The organism is Acinetobacter sp. YT-02 (assembly GCF_002412355.1).
Classification (GTDB): domain Bacteria; phylum Pseudomonadota; class Gammaproteobacteria; order Pseudomonadales; family Moraxellaceae; genus Acinetobacter; species Acinetobacter towneri.
This window is the reverse complement of sequence record NZ_NOZT01000002.1, coordinates 16,370-35,393: the sequence shown is the minus strand read 5'-3', so window position 1 is coordinate 35,393 and position 19,024 is coordinate 16,370. Positions and strand designations below refer to the sequence as shown.

The following is a 19,024-nucleotide window of genomic DNA, read 5'->3' as shown; positions in this document are numbered from 1 at the left end:
CAATAGATAAAAAGTTTCCAAGGAAGTCGGTCAGTGTTGAGGCATTTAGCTCAGCACTGACACCATCATCAACACAGTAAGGCAGTGTCAAAAGCCAAAATAGCAATGCGACAACCAGCAAAGCCAAAATAGCCAAGGAGAGTTACATGGACCGTCAACAAATTGATACTTTAGTGAAGGAAATGAACGTAGACACCGCTACACGCCCTGTCGATCAGCGTGTGCAGCAAATAGTGGTGCGTTTAGTGGCAGATTTATTTCAAGCCATTGAAGATTTAGACATTCAGCCTTCAGAAGTGTGGAAAGGTCTGGAATATATTACCGATGCAGGCAAAGCCAATGAACTTGGTTTACTTGCAGCAGGTTTGGGTTTAGAACATTATCTAGATTTACGTGCCGATGAAGCCGATGCCAAAGCAGGCGTAACAGGCGGTACACCACGTACCATTGAAGGGCCACTTTATGTTGCAGGTGCGCCTGAATCAGTCGGTTTTGCGCGTATGGATGATGGTTCAGAATCAGACCATTTAGATACGTTAATTATTGAAGGTACAGTCACTGACACCAATGGCAATATCATTGAAAATGCCAAAGTCGAAGTTTGGCATGCCAACGGTTTAGGTAACTATTCATTCTTTGATAAATCTCAGTCTGACTTTAACTTACGCCGTACTATTTTCAGTGATGCCAATGGTAAATATGTGGCGCAAACGACCATGCCAGTCGGTTATGGCTGCCCACCAGACGGCACGACTCAAGCTTTATTAAACAAACTAGGTCGTCATGGCAACCGTCCATCTCACGTGCATTACTTCATTTCTGCACCAGGTTACCGCAAACTCACTACGCAATTTAACATTGAAGGTGATCAATACCTGTGGGATGACTTCGCATTTGCGACCCGTGAAGGTCTGGTTGCAACAGCGGTAGATGTGACCGATGCTGCAGAAATTCAGCGCCGTGGTTTAGACAAACCATTTAAGCACATCACCTTTAACTTTGAATTAGTCAAAGACACTGCAAATGCACCATCGACTGAAGTTGAACGTCGTCGTGCAAGTGCTTAATCCCACACCTTAAAACACAAAGTTTTAACACGTTCGCCAATACAGCATCAGCAAGTTCTTTGTTGATGCTGCCCTTAAAAGTCGGCTGTTCGCGCATGAATGATTCAGGCGCAGCAGGCAGACTTCATCAAAATTTCTATTGAATAGGATGTTCTATGAATAACAAAATTTGGGCACTCATGCTTTTGGGTGTCATGGCGACACACGTCAATGCAACAGAAAACGGTTTAGATACATTTGGATTAGGCGCAGAAGGCATTGCAGCAGGGGCTTTACCACCAGCTGGGGTATACTTACTCAACTACTATCAGAACTATCATGCCAGTGAGTTTAAAGACGGCCCAGACAATTTCCATGCCGATGTGAATGTCTATATTCCACGTTTGGTATGGATGACCCCCCAACACATTGCAGGCGGTCAGTTGGGTTTATATGCTGCACAGCCTTTGGTCGATTTGCGTTTAAATGTGATGGGCATGTCAGACTCTAACAGTGGTTTGGGCGATTTGATTATTGGCAGCATGTTGGGTTGGCATAAAGGCAATCATCACAGTGTAGCTGCTTTAGAAGGTGTGCTCGCAACAGGCGATTATGAAGATGCCAATCCACAACGTCCTGTAGTTGCCAACTTAGGTAAGAACTACAACACCATTCGTCCTATCTTTGCGTATTCTTATTTGCAGCCGCAAGGTTGGGAGTTTTCCACCAAAATGTCTTATAGCTTCAACAGTGAAAATGACGACACAAATTATCAGTCGGGGGATTATTTCGCTGGAGATTATGCAATCGGTTATCAATTGAATGATCAAGTCAAATTGGCACTCGAAGGTTATGTATTTAAACAAACCACAGATGATGAAGTGAATGGTGTCAGTATTGGCAATAAAGGACAGGCTCTATCTTTTGGTCCCGCGATTCAATACAAACGTGATAATTGGTCTTTGGAAGCAAAGTTTTTGAAAGAAACCGAAGTGGAACATCGTCCTGAAGGACACTCTTCGACTTTGAAATTGGTTTGGGCTTTTTAAAGCCCGAACCTGATTCTGCAGTGTTGCACATCAAGCTATCTTACAAAACAAAGTCAAGTTGAAAGACTTGGCTTTTTTGCAGCATCATTTTTCAAGATGGCTTGCTTCTAATTACGTGCTTCCATAAGTTGAGTTTGGTGGACTGAATTTTTAATCTCTCACGTGTTGCACTTATGCGCTAAGATTAGGCATAGCAACAGGGTGCGTATTGCGAGCAGGAGAGCCATTTTGAATCAAATAATGGATGCCGATGTAATTATTATTGGTGGCGGACAAGCAGCATTGGCCACGGCTTACTTTTTAAAACGGCAAAAAATCAATTTTCTGATCTTGGATAATCAAACGCAGTCGGGCGGTGCGTGGCAACATGCGTGGGATTCTTTACAGCTGTTCTCTCCAAATACATGGAGTTCTTTGTCCGGCTGGTTAATGCCAAAAACCGAACAGGAATATCCGAAACGATTAGAAGTGATTGACTATTTAACAGCGTATGAAACACGCTATCAATTTCCTGTGCTGCGTCCTGTGCAGGTCGAAAAAGTCCTGAAGGAAGGCAATGATTTAATTGTGTGTTCGGCACAGCAAAGCTGGCGAGCCAAAGCCGCTGTGAGTGCTACTGGAACGTGGAGTCAGCCTTTTATTCCTGCTTATACAGGACGCGAACGCTTTTTAGGCACACAAATTCATTCGGCTCATTACCGCAATGCCAATGCTTTTCAGGGCAAAAGAGTCATGATTGTCGGCGGGGGTAACTCAGGCGCACAAATTTTGGCAGAAGTGTCTAAAGTGGCCGAAACTTTTTGGGTTACACAGCAACCGCCAAGTTTTTTAGCCGATGATGTAGATGGACGGGTTTTATTTTTACGTGCCACGGAGCGCTTAAAAGCCCAGCAGGAAGGTCGCAGTATTGAACAACCGATCGGTGGTTTGGGCGATATTGTGATGATTCCAAGTGTCAAAGAAGCACGGCAACGTGATGTATTACATGGTCTGCCGCCATTTGACTATTTAACCGAACATAGTGCAGTTTGGGCAGATGGGCGCGAACAGGAAATTGATGCCATTATTTGGTGCACAGGTTTTAAGGCAGCATTGTCGCATTTACAAAGTTTGAATGTGGTTAATGCACAAGGCACAGTCGATGTGTTAGAAAATCGAGCGTTACAACAGCAAAATTTATGGTTGGTTGGTTATGGCGATTGGACAGGCGCAGCCTCGGCAACTTTAATTGGTGTTTCCCGAACCGCACGGAATGTGGCAGAGCAAATTGCTGCGTATTTGCAGACAACAGCGTAAAGTCATTAACGTGACAAAAACTGTGTTTAAAAAATGAATCATGCAATGTCAGCCATAAAAAAGCCCTCTGTAGAAGAGGGCAAGAGGGTAACTCAAAAAATTAAAGATGCTCAATCATAATAAGGTGACAGTCAGGACTTACTGTTTTGGTAAATCAAACCAAATGAACTGGCTGTCTTCTTTTGCTTCAATCACAGCATTATCAGCAAATAACAAAGCATCGCCCGCTTTAACTGTTTGCTCGCCAATGGTGATTTCACCACGAATTATATGCACATAGTTTACCGCTTGTGTTGCTGTAACTTCTAAACGATGTCCAGTTTCTAAAACAGCTGCTTTTACTTCTGCCTGTTGACGAATGTGCATTGGGGCATTGTCATTCGGGCCGACAATTAAATGCCACTGGTTGGGTGCTGTATTTGGGTCACGTTGAATTTGCTGATACGTCGGCTCTGCATCGCGTACATTCGGCTGAATCCAAATTTGCAGCATGTGTACTTCTTCATCACCATTGTTAATTTCGCTGTGCTGAACGCCTGTACCTGCGCTCATTAACTGCCATTCACCTGCAGTAATATGGCGTTCATTGCCCATGCTGTCGCGGTGGGAAATCGTACCACTTAATACACAAGTCAAAATTTCCATGTTGTCGTGTGGGTGAGTACCAAAACCATTATGTGCGGCAATACGGTCATCGTTAATGACACGTAAGGCACTAACACCCATATATTTCGGGTTATACCAATTACCAAAAGAGAAACTATGTTTGGTGTCTAACCACCCCATTTTCACATGACCACGATCTTCACTACGGTGTAAATAAGCATTCATGATAATGCTCCTATCATTTTTTTAACTTGAACTAATCTTAATCTTTTCACCGCAGCCGACCTAGAGGCGAACTGCAACATGCCGTTCTAAAATTGCAACATGTGTAGATTTTTTGCAGAACCTAGACATTTTAGAGTTTTATCGCGGCATTAAAAAACCCACGTAAAAACGTGGGTCTTTTGCGGTTTAAAGCGATCACTGATTATTCAAGGAATTTTACAGTCACGCCAGAACGTACTTTACGACCTAAATCGTTTGCATCCCAGTTGGTTAAACGGATACAACCATGCGACGCCGTTTTTGAAATGGTCGATGGGTTTGGTGTGCCGTGAATACCGAATGATTTTTTACTTAAACCAATCCAGATATTCCCCACAGGGCCGTTAGGGCCTGGTGGTAAAGACAGCGGTTTTAAGTTTTTGCCCTGAATAAAGTTACTTGGTGAATAGCTGTACCATGGGTTTGGTGCAACACCTGTCACTTTATAAGTACCTGTTGGCGATGGAGTATCTGCACTGCCAATGGTTGCTGGGAATGAGCCGACCATTTGGTTTTGTTTGTTGAACAAATACAGTTGTTTTGCACCTTTGTGCGCCACAATCAGGTGAATGTCTTCAGGTAAGTCATTGCGAACGTTGGTCACCAATAACTTTTCACCCACTTTATTAAATGTTGCATTCGGATTTAATTTCTTTAAGAAATTTTCATCCATGTGGAATTTTTCACCTAACATTTCACTTACGCGGGTGTAGTACAAGCCTTTCATTTTGGCTTGTTCTGCATAGTCATGCGGAATAGATTTCGCATAAGGACCTTTTAAGTCCGCTTCAGTAACCGTGTATTCTACAAATGCAGGACGTGAACCTTGACGTGCAACCAACGCATCCCAAGTTTCTTTGGTTAAAATACCCGTTGGGCTAATGCCATTCATTTGCTGGAATGATGCAATTGCTTTTAGGGTGTTCTTACCACTAGTGCCATCAATTGCACCTGGAGAAGCATGTGAATTGTTCAGCATCACGTGTGCACGTGCATACACAGGGAACTGACCTTTACCAATATTTTCATACCAAGTGGCATTATTTAAACCATCTAAAGTCCATGAAGCTTTTGGTGCTGCTGTGTTGGATGTAGCAGTTTGGCTTGCAGAGCTTTTTGTTGGTGCAGTGCCTACATCGGCAGTGGTATCTTCAGTTTTGTGTAGATCATCTAAGGTTTTTGAAGCCTTATTTAAATCATTTTGTTCTTGTTGCGTAATAGCAGTGTCTGTTGCATTTAGATTATTTTGTGCAGCCGATGCTTCTGTCGCTAAAGGATCAATCGGATCTTCAATAGCGGTATTGCTAATCACTTGTGGATTTAACGGTTGTTCAGCAGTAGATGCAGCAAAAGTAGTCCCTGCAAAAATGCAACTTAAACTCATTGCGAGTATTGTGCGAACCAACATGTAATTCAACCTTGAGAATTATTCATTTACATAGATAAAAACTAGCCAAGTATTGCAGAAAAACTAAGGAGATGCAGTAGTTGTTTTGTGTAAATATGCAAGATAACCCCAATTTTACAGTGACTTTTGTTTGTGTGATGTATTTCACATAAACGTAAGCTGAATTTGAACACTTAGAATAGGCTGAAAAGACGAGCAAGAAATGAAGTTATTAAAACTTCAACCTTTTTGATATGATGGCTGCAAGATTGAAAATGAGTTGGGAAAGTAAATGACGACCTTAAAAAATGATCGTTTTCTTCGTGCCTTATTACGTGAGCCAGTAGATTGCACGCCCGTATGGATGATGCGTCAGGCAGGACGTTATTTACCAGAATATCGTGCTACACGTGCGCAGGCAGGAGATTTTCTTTCTCTATGCAAAAATACTGAATTTGCCTGTGAAGTGACTTTACAGCCTTTGCGTCGTTATGAATTAGATGCTGCGATTTTATTTTCAGATATTTTAACTGTACCCGATGCATTAGGCTTAGGTCTGTATTTTGAAGTAGGCGAAGGGCCAAAGTTTCATAAAACGGTGCGTACCGAGCAAGACGTTGCCAATTTACCTAAATTTAATGCCAAGTCAGACTTAGACTATGTCATGAATGCAGTATCGACCATTCGTTCTGCTTTGGGCGGACAAGTGCCTTTAATTGGTTTTTCAGGTAGTCCATGGACTTTGGCAACGTATATGGTTGAAGGTGGTTCAAGCAAAGATTTCCGTTTCACCAAAAACATGATGTACGCACAGCCTGAAGTTTTACATGCACTATTAGACCGTTTGGCCGATGCAGTGACCGAATACTTAAATGCACAAATTGATGCAGGCGCACAGGCAGTACAAATTTTTGATAGTTGGGGCGGTGCATTGGCCCATCGTGAATATCTTGAATTTTCACTCCACTATATGCAGAAAATTGTGTCAGGTCTGCAACGTGAAAAAGATGGACGTAAAATCCCTATTATTTTATTTACCAAAGGTGGCGGTCAATGGCTGGAGCCAATGATTGCAACAGGTGCAGATGCTTTTGGTCTGGACTGGACAACACCGTTAAATGTCGCACGTCAAACGGTGAGTGGTCGTGCCGCATTGCAGGGTAACTTAGACCCAGCCACTTTGTACGGTTCACCTGAAGCAATTGCCAAAGCAACACGTGCGATGCTGGATGATGCCTATGCCAATGGTGAAAAAACAGGTTATGTAGCCAACTTAGGGCATGGTATTACCCAGTGGGTAGACCCTGAACGTCCTAAAGTATTTATCGACACGGTACATGAATACAGTGCCAAATATCTATAATCGCACAATGATATAGATGGATCATTTGTAGATGTATAGGTGTAATCTCAGCTTCGGTCAGGTTGTCAGATCATGTGGATAACATGGTTAAAGTCAGGACTTGAGTTTTCGACTAAGGCAGCTTCGGCTGCCTTATTTGGAATTTTATTGCTGATTGCATTTGCACTCACTGCATCAATGGGTAGCCAGGAATATTTCGGATTTTTCCGTTACGACTATTTATTGTTTTATGCCTTAATTATTCAAGTTTGTCTTTTATATTTAAAACTAGAATCTTGGGCAGAAGCCAAAGTCATCGCCTTGTTTCACATTTTGGCGATGATCATGGAAATTTTTTTAACCCATCCACAAATTGCATCGTGGCAATATCCTCAACCTGCTGTCTTTAAAATTATGACCGTACCGTTTTTTGCAGGCTTTATGTATTCTGCAGTTGGCAGTTTCTTTGCGCGTTCTTTGCGTTTGTATCGGGTATCTTTGCTGAATTTGCCGACTTTTAGCAATTTGTTGGCTTTGGCAGTGTTGTCTTATATCAACTTCATGAGCAAGTTTTTTATCCCCGATATTCGTTATGGCTTGTTTGCGTGGAGCGTTGTGATTTTCTGGAAAACCAAAATTCGTTTTCAATTACAACGGTCTCAATTACAACTACCGATGTTGCCTGTATTGCTGCTTTTGGCTTTTATTATTTGGGTGGCAGAAAATATTAGCACCTTTTATCAAATATGGTTGTATCCAAGTCAGGTCGATGCATGGCACATGGTCGGCTGGGGAAAACTCGGTTCTTGGTATTTATTGCTTTTACTGAGTCTGGTTTTGGTCATGAAAATTTTGGGTTATCGCGATGCCCAAGGTCAGTGGAGACTGAAAGCTGAAAATCAGCAGCACTAAATCTAAATACGACCTCGAACATACAGAATCTATCTTTAAACTTAAACCCAAATTTGAAGATAAAATCAATCATCGCTACAAAAATGCACAAAAATAATGCATGACTTTGGTATAAATGTTTTGCGTTCTCAGCTACATCTCGCTATCTTAAAGCGGTGTAATAAATGTTACACAAAGCAATAATAATGATTCGAAGCATAATTTTTCGAATAATAAATCTCTGGAGTAAGGTGATGATTAAAAAATTAGCATTGGCTGCTGTCTTGGCAGTGGGTTCTACAGCAGCATTTGCAGACCGTGATGCAGGTTGTGGTATCGGTTCTCAAGTTTGGGCAGGTCAGTCTGGCAAAGTTGCAAAAATTTTAGCAGCAACTACAAACGGTATTTTTGCAAACCAATTGTTTGGTATCACATTTGGTACTTTAGGTTGTAGCGGTACAGGTACAGTAACTGCACAAGTTGTGACATTTACCAATGAAAATGCTGAAACATTGGCACGCGATATGGCAGTTGGTGAAGGCGAAAGCTTGAACGTATTGGCTGAATTATTAAGCATTAAAGCAGAAGATAAAGCACATTTCTTTGCGGTTTCTAAGCAAAACTTTGCATCTATTTATTCTGCAGAAAACCAGACTTCTTTAGAAGTATTGGCATCTTTACAGAACGTGATGGCGAATGATGACGTTTTAAAAGCATACGTTTAAGTTTGAATAAAAGCCCTGCATTATTCGCAGGGCTTTTTTATAGCACAAGAATACGTTTAAGCCTGAATATGTATATAAAATTTATAAAATGTCCATGAAATCCATTATTTTAAGTAGTTTAGTTTTTTTATCTCCTACGGTTTTTGCGTTATCTCCTGAAATATCTCCAATACAGATTCAGCCACTTACAGCCACTTCTACAGTACAAAATACAAATAAATTAGCAATATCTTCCGCACATTATGTGCAAAAAGCCAAAGACCTACACTTGGCAGAACAGGTGACTTGGCAGCGTTTAATGTATGCGCAGCAAGGCAAAAGTAAAGTGCAATATGCAGGCTATTTTGTGTCGGAACAAGGCGGAAGCAATTTAAACCAAGAGTTACTTCGCAATGTGCAGGCATTATTTGAAACAGCGCCTGCCAATCAATCGGTGCAGTGCAAATTTCCTGCACGTAGCCGCTGGTTAATTGAACAATTACAAATTCCTCAACAAGATTTGGCACAGGTGCAATGTCCTGAATTGGACGAATGGATTGGACAAATTAAACCTTATAAAGCAGTGCTGATTTATGCCACAGACTTTATGGGCAATCCAAGTTCTATGTTTGGGCATACTTTATTGCGCTTAGACCCAAAAGATCAAAAACAACTGAATTTAATTTCTTATGCTGTCAATTATGCAGCAACGGTAACGGGCAGCGAAGGTTGGTCTTATGCATGGAAAGGACTTACAGGGCAATATCCGGGTGAATATTCACTGATGCCGTATTACCGCAAAGTAAAAGAATATGGCGATTTAGAAAGCCGAGATTTGTGGGAATATGAACTGGCACTGAATGAGCAGGAAACCACATTTTTAGTGCAGCACATTTGGGAAATGAAGCATGTGCAATTTCCGTATTATTTTATCAGTGATAATTGTGCCTATCGCTTATTGGGTTTAATGGATTTGGTGCGCCCTGAGCTGAATTTACAGCAGCAGTTTAGAGTCGCATCTATTCCAATTGAAACACTAAAAGCTGTAGAGCAGGAAAATTTAGTGGCAGATGTTGTCTATCGTCCTGCTTTGGAAACTCAGTTATTGGCGCAAGCTAGACAACATGGCACAGCGTTGGCAAAAACTGCCCATCAAGTGGCCGAAGCAGAACCTGAAAATGTGGCGGCAGTTTTGCAAAATCACAGCCAAATCGATCAAGCTAAAATTCTGGAAATGGCTTATGACGATTTGTATCTGAAACTGATTGGATGCAAAATTGAAGCCAAAATTGCACAACCGCGACTGAGACAAATTTTAAGTTTAAGAAGTCAGATCAATTTAGAAAAACAACGTCAGGATGTCGCACGCCCTCAGGTCGATCCTGTGCAGGGGCATCATGCACGAAGCTTTGCTGTGCGTACTGGCGAGGTGCAAGGCGAGCATTTTGTAGAGTTGAGTCATCGACAGGCTTACCATGACTTACTTGATCCGCAAGGTGGTTTTCGTACAGGGACGCAACTCAACTTTTTAGAAGCTTCTGTGCAATATCGTGAAGACCGCTTAAAACTGAATCAGTTAGATTTACTCTCGGTGAACTCTTATAACCCAATGACCGCATTTAAAACACCACTTAGTTGGGGCTTTAATTTGGGTTGGCAGCAAGAAGCCCTGAATTCGCACGGGGCTTTTAGCGAAACGGAACAGCATGGTGTTTTAAGTTTAAAAACACAGTTTGGTTATAGCGTGGCTAATCAAGCGCGTGAACATTTGTGTTATGTGCAAATTCAAAATCATGTGCAAGCGGGTAAGGCTTTAGACAAAGGCTGGCGTGTTGGAATTGGCCCAACACTGGGTTGTCAAAATATCTGGTCAGCACGCATGAATAGTTTGGTTCAGCTTGAATTACCGTATTGGGAAGATCGTCACCAATGGCAATTTAAGCTGAACAGCCAGTTGCAATATGTACTCAACCCGCAGCATGTGTTGCGATTGGGTTGGGAATATCAACAACAGGACAAACAGGACTGGAACAAGACCAGTTTAGGCTATGTGCATTTTTTTTAAAGAGCTGTTGAATTTATACTGAATTGTAAAAAACCAGCTAAACAAGTTGAGTTGCTGGTGAAACCCGTTAAAATTTAGCAGTTTCTTTTGGCTGGGTTGTTGTGGATGTATCAAGAGTGTACGCATGAGCTTGCAGAGCAATGGAAGTCAATTTGCGAGCAATTTAAGCCAGAAGATTTGCAAGCGACATTCCAGTTTATTCAAGCACATGCAGAAGATTTTGTGATCGAGTTCTATCAGCAAATGTTGCTTGAAGAACATGCGACAGAATTTTTGTCTGCAGAGATGGTGAAGAATCGCTTAAAAAACTCTTTATATCAGTGGCTAATTTCCAGTTTTGAAGTTCCGTTTCAACACAATTATAACGAGATTGTAGAAAAGCAATTTAAAGTGGGCGATGTGCATGCACGTGTACAAATTCCATCTTGGCTGATTATTCGTGGTGTGCGCGTTATTATAAAAAAGGCTTTTGAGTTTTTTGCAACAGAAGCCAATAGCAACTTAAATCAGTTTAATTATTTAAGCCAAATTTTATGCTTTGCCACAGAAATTATGTGCCGATCTTATGAAATGAAGGTCGAAGTACATAATGATATGAAACATACCTATCGCTTATTTTCTGCCATGCAAGATGTTGCCGTGCACAAAGATCGACAACGCGGAACTTTGCTGGATTGGGAAAATGAACTGATGTTTCAGGTGGTGTCCGATCACACCAAAATGACGCAACCGATTTTATCTAAAACAGAATTTGGTTTATGGTTTATTCATAAAGCGGCTTATGCATTTTCAAGTTCAGAACAAGTACAAACTATTACTGAATTTATTTATCAGGTGGATGAATTAATTCAGAAAATTGGTCAATGTGAAAGTCAGGCACAGGCAATTGAAATGATTCAATCCATTCGTGCCAAGAATCGTGAAATTTTGCATTTAGTCGATCAAATTTTTCAGGTGTCTGAATATATCAGTTCAGGCAATGATGCCTTAACTCAACTGCTCAACCGCCGTTATTTAAATACCATCGTGTCCCGTGAAATTAATTTTTCACGAAAAAATAATTCGCCTTTAACATTGTTGGCGATAGATGCCGATCATTTTAAATCAATCAATGACCGTTATGGACATGCAGCAGGAGATGATGCATTACAGTTTTTAGCTGATGTGATTTTGCAATATGCAAAAGGCAGTGACTATGCCTTCCGAATTGGCGGCGAAGAATTTTTACTGTTACAGATTGATACCACCATTGATCGTGCCTTGGTAGTCGCTGAAAATATTCGTAAACGTGTCGAAAAAGCCACATTAAAAACATCAACAGGTGAAGAATTTAACTTTACCATTAGTATAGGTGTGCATGAATATGATGGGCATCCAGACTATCAACGTTTTTTTGAAGAAGTGGATAAAGCCTTGTATATGGCAAAAAATAATGGACGCAACAATGTGTCTGTAGGTTGAATCTGAAGATGTATCAAGCTAATTTTTTAATCTAAAACCCAAAAATCCCGAACATAAATTTCGGGATTTTTTATTTGATTGAGGAACTTAGCCACAATTTAAAAACTCTCAGGCACCGCACTTAAAAATTCACGACGGGCTTCTTTATCTGTTTTAAAGTCACCTACAAAAGATACGGTACGTGTGGTCGATTCCTGTTTGCCTACACCGCGCATCATCATGCACATATGGGCTGAATCAATCACCACAGCAACACCGCGTGCTTTGGTCACTTCAGCCACAGCTTCCGCAATTTGCTGAGTCAGATTTTCCTGAATTTGCAAACGACGTGCAAACATTTCGGTAATACGGGCAAATTTAGACAAGCCTAAAACATTACCTTCAGGTAAATAGGCGATATGCACGCGACCATAAAATGGCAATAAATGATGTTCACACAGTGAGTAGAACTCAATATTTTTCACCAAGACCATTTCACGGTTGTCGGATGGAAATACGGCATTATTGGTCACTTCGGCTAAGGTTTGGCTATAGCCCGAAGTTAAATACGAAAAAGCTTTAGCAGCACGCATCGGCGTATCTTTTAGACCTGGACGATTAAGATCTTCACCAACGGCGGTTAGGATGTTTGCGTAGGATTGCTGCATAGACATAAGACGTGTTCACTTACACTGATATTGAACAAGGTCGGCATTGTAACAGAAAACTATTGCAATGCCTTGTTTAAAAGATGAAACCGATTACTGTTTAAACTTTGGGTTCTTTTCGCTGCGTTTAAGCAACACTAAAACTGCACCAGTGCCACCTTGTTTTTCAGGCGCACTCACAAAAGCTAAAACATCACGATGCTGACGCAGCCAGCCATTTACATAAGTTTTTAAAATGGCTTCAGGGCCTTTGCCATGCACAATTTTAATCACGTTCTGGTTTTCATCTTTAGCCATTTGAATGATTTGCAAAACGGCTACCCGCGCTTCTTCTACCGTACAACCGTGCAAATCAACAGCTTCAAACCAGCGTAAGTTGCCTGCTTTTAAATCTTCAAAGACTTTATGTTGCAAAGTTGCAATGCGATAGCTCAGCGAAGCTTGGCTGCCCACAGGGTTAAGCATGGCTTGCGTATCGGACAGCAAGGTGTCATCGGTTTCCATAGGCCCTATGGCTGCTGCACGTTTGGCCAGCGTTTGAGCATCTGGTTTTTTCTTGGCAGTGTGTTCGATTTTTACAATATTGCCTGCATCCATTTTTTGAACGCCTTGCATTTGCTGACGAAACAATGCGAGATCATCTTCCTGTTGTTGCTCAGGCGTCAGAACTTTGGGTTCAGACGGCTTAGCAATGCTTGAAGTATGAGGCTGAGTGATTTGCTTTTTAAAAGATTTCAGTAAATTGTACTGTTCTTTAGAAAGCGAAGAATCATGTTTACTCATGGTATTTCAAATTGGATTATAGATTTTCAGGCTGACCAAACAGTGCCGTAAAGGCATGGTCAGGACGTGCTTGTTTCATAAAACTTTCACCGACCAAGAAGCTGTGAATATCATGGTCTTGCATCATACGGACGTCTTCTGGTGTGGCGATACCACTTTCCGTGACCAATAAACGTGCAGGTGGCAACAAGTTTTTTAAACGCAATGAGGTATTTAAATCGACTTCAAAGGTTTTTAAATTTCGGTTATTGACCCCTAAAATACAACGCTCTGAAAGATTTAAAGCACGTTCCAATTCAGTTTCATCATGCACTTCAACCAACACATCTAAATGATGTTCAAAAGCCGTTTCCGACATTTCTTCCAACTGTTGGTCAGATAAGCAAGATACAATCAATAACACACAGTCTGCATGTAAGGCACGTGCTTCCACCACACCATACGGATCAATCAAGAAATCTTTACGCAGAGCAGGCAAGTTACAGTGTGAACGGGCAATCTGAATATTTTCATCTGCACCCTGAAAGAAATCGACATCAGTCAGCACAGATAAACAGGCTGCGCCTGCGGCTTCATATTGCTGTGCAATTTCGGCAGGGTCAAAGTTTTCACGAATAATGCCTTTAGATGGTGATGCTTTTTTAATTTCCGCAATCACCGCTGGGCGTTTGTTATGCAAGGCTTGTGCAAAGCCACGTGCAGGTGTTGCTGCACGTGCCAATTGTTCTAGGTCTGCATAACTGCGTTGTTTTAAACGCTCGGCAAACTCTTCTTTTTTACGTTCTACAATTTTACCTAAAATGGTATTGCTAATATCCACCATGATGCACCTTCCTGATTTGCTTTATGCTTCGTACTGTTTGAGCGTTTTGGTAAATTCAGACAACACGCCCATTTTTTCCAAAGCTTGTCCACCATAAATAATGTCATGTGCCAAAGCGACACCTTGTTTGTAGCTTGTAGTTAGACCCGAAACATAGATACCCGCACCCGCATTGAGTGCAATCATATTGGCCGCTTTTTCGCCTTTGTCTGATTTGTTTTTGCCTAAAGCATCTTTAATCAAACTCAAGCTTTCAGCAGAGTTTTCTACAATCAGTCCTGTTAAAGTTTGAGATTCAATTCCCACGCTTTCAGGGGTAAGTTCCCATTCGGTAATCTCACCATCTTTGAGTTCTGCAACATAAGTGCTCGAAGCAAGGCTAATTTCATCTAAACCATCTTTAGAATGCACCACCATGACATGCTCAGCACCGAGCTGTTTCATCACTTCTGCAATTGGGCGGCACAATTCATTGCTAAACACACCAATGACAAAACGCTTTACACCCGCAGGGTTAGTCAATGGCCCAAGCAAGTTGAAAATACTGCGAATACCCAACTCTTTACGCGGGGTAACCGCATATTTCATGGCTTTGTGATGATTCGGTGCAAACAAGAAACCTACGCCCATTTCACGAATACAGCGTTCCGTTTGTTGCATGTTTAAATCAAGATTAATGCCTGCTTGCTCAAGCAAGTCTGATGAACCTGATTTTGTTGAAACCCCACGGTTACCGTGTTTGGCAATGGTTGCACCTGCAGCTGCAATCACAAAAGCAGAAGCGGTAGATACGTTAAATAGGTTTTGACCATCGCCACCTGTACCAACAATGTCTACGAGAAAAGGAATATCGCTGACATCAATTTTGATGGCAAATTCACGCATTACACGTGCAGCAGCAGTAATTTCATCAATGCTTTCGCCTTTTAAGCGTAAGCCCATCATCAATGCACCAATTTGAGCGTCTGTTGCTTCGCCCGACATAATCGCGCGCATCACATCTTCCATTTGAGGCTGAGTCAGGTGAATTTGTTTTGTAATATGGTTGAGTGCTTGTTGAATATTCATGTGATTTGACTCGCTCATTATGCGTAAATTTCCAAAAAGTTTTTAAAGATTTGATGACCGTGTTGGCTCAGGATCGATTCGGGGTGAAATTGCACGCCTTCAACAGGCAAAGTTTTGTGCTTCACGCCCATAATTTCTTCCATCGAACCATCTGCTTCTTTGGTCCAGCATGTCACTTCCAGACAATCTGGCAAGGTTGCTTGATCAATCACCAAAGAGTGGTAACGGGTTGCAGAAAATGGTGAAGGCAGATTGCTAAAAATACCTGTGTTGCTGTGGTACATATCCGATAAACGACCATGCATCACGGTTTTAGCGCGCACAATGTTTCCACCAAAGGCTTGTCCGATACTTTGGTGTCCTAAACACACACCCAGTAACGGAATTTTGCCTGCAAAATGCTGAATTGCAGGAATAGAAATCCCTGCTTCAGATGGAGAACAAGGGCCTGGGCCAATCACCAAATACTTGGGTTGCCATCGCTCAATATCTTCTAATGTCACGGCATCATTACGAACGACTTTTACTTCCTGATTTAACTCGCCAAAATACTGGACGATGTTGTAGGTAAAAGAGTCATAGTTGTCGATCATTAAAAGCATGAGCTAACCTATTGAAAATTGAACACTTTAAGTGCTAAAGAGTCTGAGATAATTTGCTTTATTCCTGCGCCTATAACGAGAAAGGACTTTATTTTTCTTGTCGAAAAGAAGGTGGAATAAGGAAGCGCTTATCATCATAGCAAAAAATAAGCATTTTCTGCGGACTATTTATATGATAATCCCTGTTAAAGCTTATCAGCGCATTCACCAATTTATAGATTTTCAAAGCTTGCTGCGCAATGTTCAGGTTTGATTTGAAAGAAATGACCACTTAATCAAGCAGGGTCATTCTGCCGTCATATTTTAGCTTCACACTTAAGACAGCATAAAAAATGCGCCAAAAAGTAGCATCATGGCGCATGTTATTAGCGGTTCACGTCAGGCAGTTTGAGTGCAGCGTTTCGATAGAAAATACAAATGTGTAGTAAAGGTATTTTCAATCGGTTTGCTCGAAAAGAATACAGATTTAGGATTTTTAAACGATCTTATTATTTTTGCTCAATAAAAAATAAAAGGTTGTTTAAGATTGGTCGGACAATTTGCATTGCTCAATGCAAGCTTGGCACAGCAAAATGCTTGCATAGATACAGTTTGAGCTATTTTTTGATCTACAATTCAACAGAAATAAAACATAAATGCACTAAAATGGTGCTATGTTTTGCGGTTTTAAATCAAATCAAATGAACAGTGTTTGAATATGGTGCAAATCGTATTTCTGACAGTATAATAGCGACAAAGTAATTTTTTTAAATGATGTATTCTCATACGGAATTCATGGTTTTAGCTTTGCTTTTAAAAGTTGGTACGCTAATTGCTTAATAACTGCCAACTACTAACACGCACTTTCGGGTGCAACAAAAAATCATCGGAGCAAAATGAGCATGGCGAACAAGGTCCTACAACTCATCCAAGAAAGTGGCGCAAAATGGGTAGACTTCCGTTTTACGGACACTAAGGGTAAAGAGCAACACGTTACTTACCCAGCAGATACTATCGATGAAGATACTTTTGAAGATGGTAAAATGTTCGACGGTTCTTCAATTGCTGGTTGGAAAGGTATCGAAGCGTCTGACATGATCTTACGTCCAGATGCTGAAACAGGTTTTATCGACCCGTTTTTTGCAGAGCCAACTGTAGTGGTGACTTGTGATGTTATTGAGCCATCGACAGGTCAAGGCTATGACCGCGATCCACGCTCTATTGCTCGCCGTGCTGAAGAATATTTAAAATCGACAGGTATTGGTGATACTGCTTTCTTTGGTCCAGAACCAGAATTCTTCGTATTTGACGAAGTAAAATGGGACATCGATATGTCTGGCGCGCGCCACACATTAATCGCTGAAGAAGCTGCATGGTCTACAGGTAAAGACTACGAAGCTGGTAACTCAGGTCACCGTCCACGTGTGAAAGGCGGTTATTTCCCAGTACCACCAGTAGATTCTTCTCAAGATATGCGTGCAGATATGTGTGCAAAAATTGAAGAAATCATGGGGCCTGGTCGTGTAGAAGTACATCACCACGAAGTTGCATCTTGCCAGTTAGAAATTGGTGTGAGCTTCAATACCATGGTGCGTAAAGCTGACGAAGTGCAACAGTTCAAATATGCAGTTTGGAACGTTGCGCATCAATATGCAAAAACTGCAACCTTTATGCCTAAACCAATGGTAGGCGATAACGGTTCAGGTATGCACGTACACATGTCTATCTCTAAAGATGGCAAAAACTTATTTGCAGGTGATGAATACGCAGGTTTGTCAGAAATGGCGTTGTACTTCATTGGCGGTATTATCAAACATGCCCGCTCTTTGAACGCGTTGACTAACCCATCGACCAACTCATATAAGCGTTTAGTACCGCACTTTGAAGCACCAATTATGTTGGCTTACTCAGCGCGTAACCGTTCTGCATCTATTCGTATTCCTTACGTGTCTAGCCCGAAAGGCAAACGTATTGAAGCACGTTTCCCTGATCCAATGATGAACCCGTACTTAGGTTTTGCGGCATTGTTGATGGCGGGTCTTGACGGTATTCAAAACAAGATTCACCCAGGTGAAGCTGCAGATAAAAACTTGTATGACCTTCCGCCTGAAGAAGAAGCAAAAATCCCAACTGTGGCACACAACCTAGAAATGGCGCTTGATGCTTTGAAAGAAGATCACGACTATTTATTAAAAGGTGGTGTATTCACCAAAGACATGCTTGATGCTTATATCGAATTGAAAACTGAAGATGTACGTCGTTTGAACACGACGACTCACCCAGTTGAATTTGATATGTACTACAGCTTGTAATACATCAAAAATCTTAAATTTGAAAAACCCGCTTCGGCGGGTTTTTTGTTTTAGATGGTGCAATCATGGTTTTGAATTGGCATGGATTTTATCAAAATATAAGAATTCGCTTAATTTTTTTGGATAATTGCAGGGAATTGCGCCATCGGTCACAAAACTTTGCCTAAATTTGGGCTACACTAGGCTATCTTGTTAAGGTGGCGGAACATGCGAACACAGCCTATTTTTCCCAAGCAGGCAAATCTGCCTTCTGAATTAAAAACATGGCTATATGCAGCAGGTTCTTTGACCCAACAACTGACTCAGCTCGCAGGCGGACAATTTAAAGTTGAACCACTGCAGCAATCTTTTCAGCGTTTAAATTTACAAGATGCCCAGTGGATGCAAATGCCACATTGGCACACTTCATGGGTGCGTGAAAGCTATTTATATGGGTGTGATGAACAGCCATGGGTCAAAGCCAAAAGTATTTTTCCGATTCTAAGTTTGCAAAGCAAAGCCCGTTTATTTCAGCATATTGGCAATAAACCCATTGGCTGGTTTTTATTTCAGCGTACCAATCCGTTGTGTCAAAGGCGTGTGGTTTTGCTCGATGAAGGCTGGACACGACAGAGTTGCTATACTTGGCATGGCTGTAAATTTATTGTGCAAGAAACTTTTTTACCGCGTTTTGAGCAATTTATTCAACAACATTAAGAT

General features: G+C 41.3%; 17 protein-coding genes. 10 read left to right on the top strand and 7 right to left on the bottom strand.

Features of this window, described 5'->3' with window-relative positions:
* The first annotated feature begins 146 nt into the window (after window positions 1-146).
* The 3 genes from catA to CF596_RS01130 all read left to right on the top strand — a co-directional run bounded on the left by catA (window position 147) and on the right by CF596_RS01130 (window position 3,391).
* The gene (gene catA / locus CF596_RS01140) at window positions 147-1,067 is read left to right on the top strand and encodes a catechol 1,2-dioxygenase (RefSeq protein ID WP_004971957.1); all 921 of its coding nucleotides are present in this window, start codon (window positions 147-149) and stop codon (window positions 1,065-1,067) included.
* A gap of 155 nt (window positions 1,068-1,222) precedes the next feature.
* Window positions 1,223-2,095 (top strand): transporter, encoded by an 873-nt coding sequence (locus tag CF596_RS01135; RefSeq protein WP_004971953.1) that lies wholly within the window; start codon window positions 1,223-1,225, stop codon window positions 2,093-2,095.
* Window positions 2,096-2,323: 228 nt separating this feature from the next.
* Complete coding sequence (locus CF596_RS01130) at window positions 2,324-3,391, top strand: ArsO family NAD(P)H-dependent flavin-containing monooxygenase (protein WP_004971952.1); 1,068 nt, start codon at window positions 2,324-2,326, stop codon at window positions 3,389-3,391.
* A 138-nt stretch (window positions 3,392-3,529) separates the two neighbouring features.
* On the opposite strand, the gene CF596_RS01125 is transcribed toward CF596_RS01130, so the two are convergent.
* Complete coding sequence (locus tag CF596_RS01125) at window positions 3,530-4,222, bottom strand: pirin-like bicupin family protein (RefSeq protein ID WP_096900959.1); 693 nt, start codon at window positions 4,220-4,222, stop codon at window positions 3,530-3,532.
* Window positions 4,223-4,424: 202 nt separating this feature from the next.
* Complete coding sequence (locus CF596_RS01120) at window positions 4,425-5,669, bottom strand: L,D-transpeptidase family protein (protein ID WP_004971948.1); 1,245 nt, start codon at window positions 5,667-5,669, stop codon at window positions 4,425-4,427.
* Between the two features lie 271 nt (window positions 5,670-5,940).
* Here CF596_RS01120 and hemE point away from each other — a divergent pair, with 271 nt between their 5' ends.
* The 5 genes from hemE (at window position 5,941) to CF596_RS01095 (ending at window position 12,111) form a co-directional block, all read left to right on the top strand.
* A complete protein-coding gene (gene hemE / locus CF596_RS01115; RefSeq protein ID WP_096900958.1) occupies window positions 5,941-7,011 on the top strand; it encodes a uroporphyrinogen decarboxylase in 1,071 nt (356 codons plus the stop codon).
* A gap of 72 nt (window positions 7,012-7,083) precedes the next feature.
* Window positions 7,084-7,902 carry a DUF817 family protein gene (locus CF596_RS01110; RefSeq protein WP_096900957.1) on the top strand — a complete coding sequence of 273 codons (819 nt, stop codon included), beginning with the start codon at window positions 7,084-7,086 and terminating at the stop codon, window positions 7,900-7,902.
* Between the two features lie 233 nt (window positions 7,903-8,135).
* Window positions 8,136-8,606 (top strand): DUF3015 family protein, encoded by a 471-nt coding sequence (locus CF596_RS01105; protein ID WP_096900956.1) that lies wholly within the window; start codon window positions 8,136-8,138, stop codon window positions 8,604-8,606.
* A 94-nt stretch (window positions 8,607-8,700) separates the two neighbouring features.
* On the top strand, window positions 8,701-10,650 hold the full coding sequence (locus CF596_RS01100; RefSeq protein ID WP_197704855.1) for a DUF4105 domain-containing protein: 1,950 nt from the start codon (window positions 8,701-8,703) through the stop codon (window positions 10,648-10,650).
* A gap of 105 nt (window positions 10,651-10,755) precedes the next feature.
* On the top strand, window positions 10,756-12,111 hold the full coding sequence (locus tag CF596_RS01095; protein ID WP_096900955.1) for a diguanylate cyclase: 1,356 nt from the start codon (window positions 10,756-10,758) through the stop codon (window positions 12,109-12,111).
* 98 nt (window positions 12,112-12,209) lie between these two features.
* Here the strand turns inward: CF596_RS01095 and folE are convergent, their stop codons facing one another.
* The 5 genes from folE to CF596_RS01070 all read right to left on the bottom strand — a co-directional run bounded on the left by folE (window position 12,210) and on the right by CF596_RS01070 (window position 16,034).
* A complete protein-coding gene (gene folE / locus CF596_RS01090) occupies window positions 12,210-12,758 on the bottom strand; it encodes a GTP cyclohydrolase I FolE (RefSeq protein WP_171062567.1) in 549 nt (182 codons plus the stop codon).
* Between the two features lie 93 nt (window positions 12,759-12,851).
* Complete coding sequence (locus CF596_RS01085; protein WP_096900954.1) at window positions 12,852-13,541, bottom strand: Smr/MutS family protein; 690 nt, start codon at window positions 13,539-13,541, stop codon at window positions 12,852-12,854.
* A gap of 16 nt (window positions 13,542-13,557) precedes the next feature.
* Window positions 13,558-14,364: an indole-3-glycerol phosphate synthase TrpC gene (trpC, locus tag CF596_RS01080; protein WP_096900953.1), complete on the bottom strand. Its 807-nt coding sequence runs from the start codon at window positions 14,362-14,364 to the stop codon at window positions 13,558-13,560.
* Between the two features lie 21 nt (window positions 14,365-14,385).
* Entirely contained in the window at window positions 14,386-15,432 is a 1,047-nt protein-coding gene (gene trpD / locus CF596_RS01075) for an anthranilate phosphoribosyltransferase (protein WP_096901041.1), read from the bottom strand.
* A 17-nt stretch (window positions 15,433-15,449) separates the two neighbouring features.
* Window positions 15,450-16,034: an aminodeoxychorismate/anthranilate synthase component II gene (locus CF596_RS01070; RefSeq protein WP_004971915.1), complete on the bottom strand. Its 585-nt coding sequence runs from the start codon at window positions 16,032-16,034 to the stop codon at window positions 15,450-15,452.
* 875 nt (window positions 16,035-16,909) lie between these two features.
* Between CF596_RS01070 and glnA the strand changes: the two genes are divergently transcribed.
* Both glnA and CF596_RS01060 read left to right on the top strand, forming a co-directional pair.
* Window positions 16,910-18,325 (top strand): type I glutamate--ammonia ligase, encoded by a 1,416-nt coding sequence (gene glnA, locus CF596_RS01065; RefSeq protein ID WP_171324771.1) that lies wholly within the window; start codon window positions 16,910-16,912, stop codon window positions 18,323-18,325.
* A 207-nt stretch (window positions 18,326-18,532) separates the two neighbouring features.
* Window positions 18,533-19,021, top strand: coding sequence for a chorismate lyase (locus CF596_RS01060; RefSeq protein WP_004971911.1), 489 nt, complete (start codon window positions 18,533-18,535; stop codon window positions 19,019-19,021).
* Window positions 19,022-19,024: the final 3 nt, after the last annotated feature.

Coding starts and splice junctions, on each gene's coding strand:
- CF596_RS01095 (WP_096900955.1), top strand. CDS start 10,756: ATGTATCAAGAGTGTACGCATGAGCTTGCAGAGCAATGGAAGTCAATT.
- CF596_RS01125 (WP_096900959.1), bottom strand. CDS start 4,222: ATGAATGCTTATTTACACCGTAGTGAAGATCGTGGTCATGTGAAAATG.
- trpD (WP_096901041.1), bottom strand. CDS start 15,432: ATGAATATTCAACAAGCACTCAACCATATTACAAAACAAATTCACCTG.
- hemE (WP_096900958.1), top strand. CDS start 5,941: ATGACGACCTTAAAAAATGATCGTTTTCTTCGTGCCTTATTACGTGAG.
- CF596_RS01060 (WP_004971911.1), top strand. CDS start 18,533: ATGCGAACACAGCCTATTTTTCCCAAGCAGGCAAATCTGCCTTCTGAA.
- CF596_RS01135 (WP_004971953.1), top strand. CDS start 1,223: ATGAATAACAAAATTTGGGCACTCATGCTTTTGGGTGTCATGGCGACA.
- CF596_RS01120 (WP_004971948.1), bottom strand. CDS start 5,669: ATGTTGGTTCGCACAATACTCGCAATGAGTTTAAGTTGCATTTTTGCA.
- CF596_RS01100 (WP_197704855.1), top strand. CDS start 8,701: ATGAAATCCATTATTTTAAGTAGTTTAGTTTTTTTATCTCCTACGGTT.
- CF596_RS01110 (WP_096900957.1), top strand. CDS start 7,084: ATGTGGATAACATGGTTAAAGTCAGGACTTGAGTTTTCGACTAAGGCA.
- folE (WP_171062567.1), bottom strand. CDS start 12,758: ATGCAGCAATCCTACGCAAACATCCTAACCGCCGTTGGTGAAGATCTT.
- glnA (WP_171324771.1), top strand. CDS start 16,910: ATGAGCATGGCGAACAAGGTCCTACAACTCATCCAAGAAAGTGGCGCA.
- CF596_RS01070 (WP_004971915.1), bottom strand. CDS start 16,034: ATGCTTTTAATGATCGACAACTATGACTCTTTTACCTACAACATCGTC.
- trpC (WP_096900953.1), bottom strand. CDS start 14,364: ATGGTGGATATTAGCAATACCATTTTAGGTAAAATTGTAGAACGTAAA.
- catA (WP_004971957.1), top strand. CDS start 147: ATGGACCGTCAACAAATTGATACTTTAGTGAAGGAAATGAACGTAGAC.
- CF596_RS01105 (WP_096900956.1), top strand. CDS start 8,136: ATGATTAAAAAATTAGCATTGGCTGCTGTCTTGGCAGTGGGTTCTACA.
- CF596_RS01085 (WP_096900954.1), bottom strand. CDS start 13,541: ATGAGTAAACATGATTCTTCGCTTTCTAAAGAACAGTACAATTTACTG.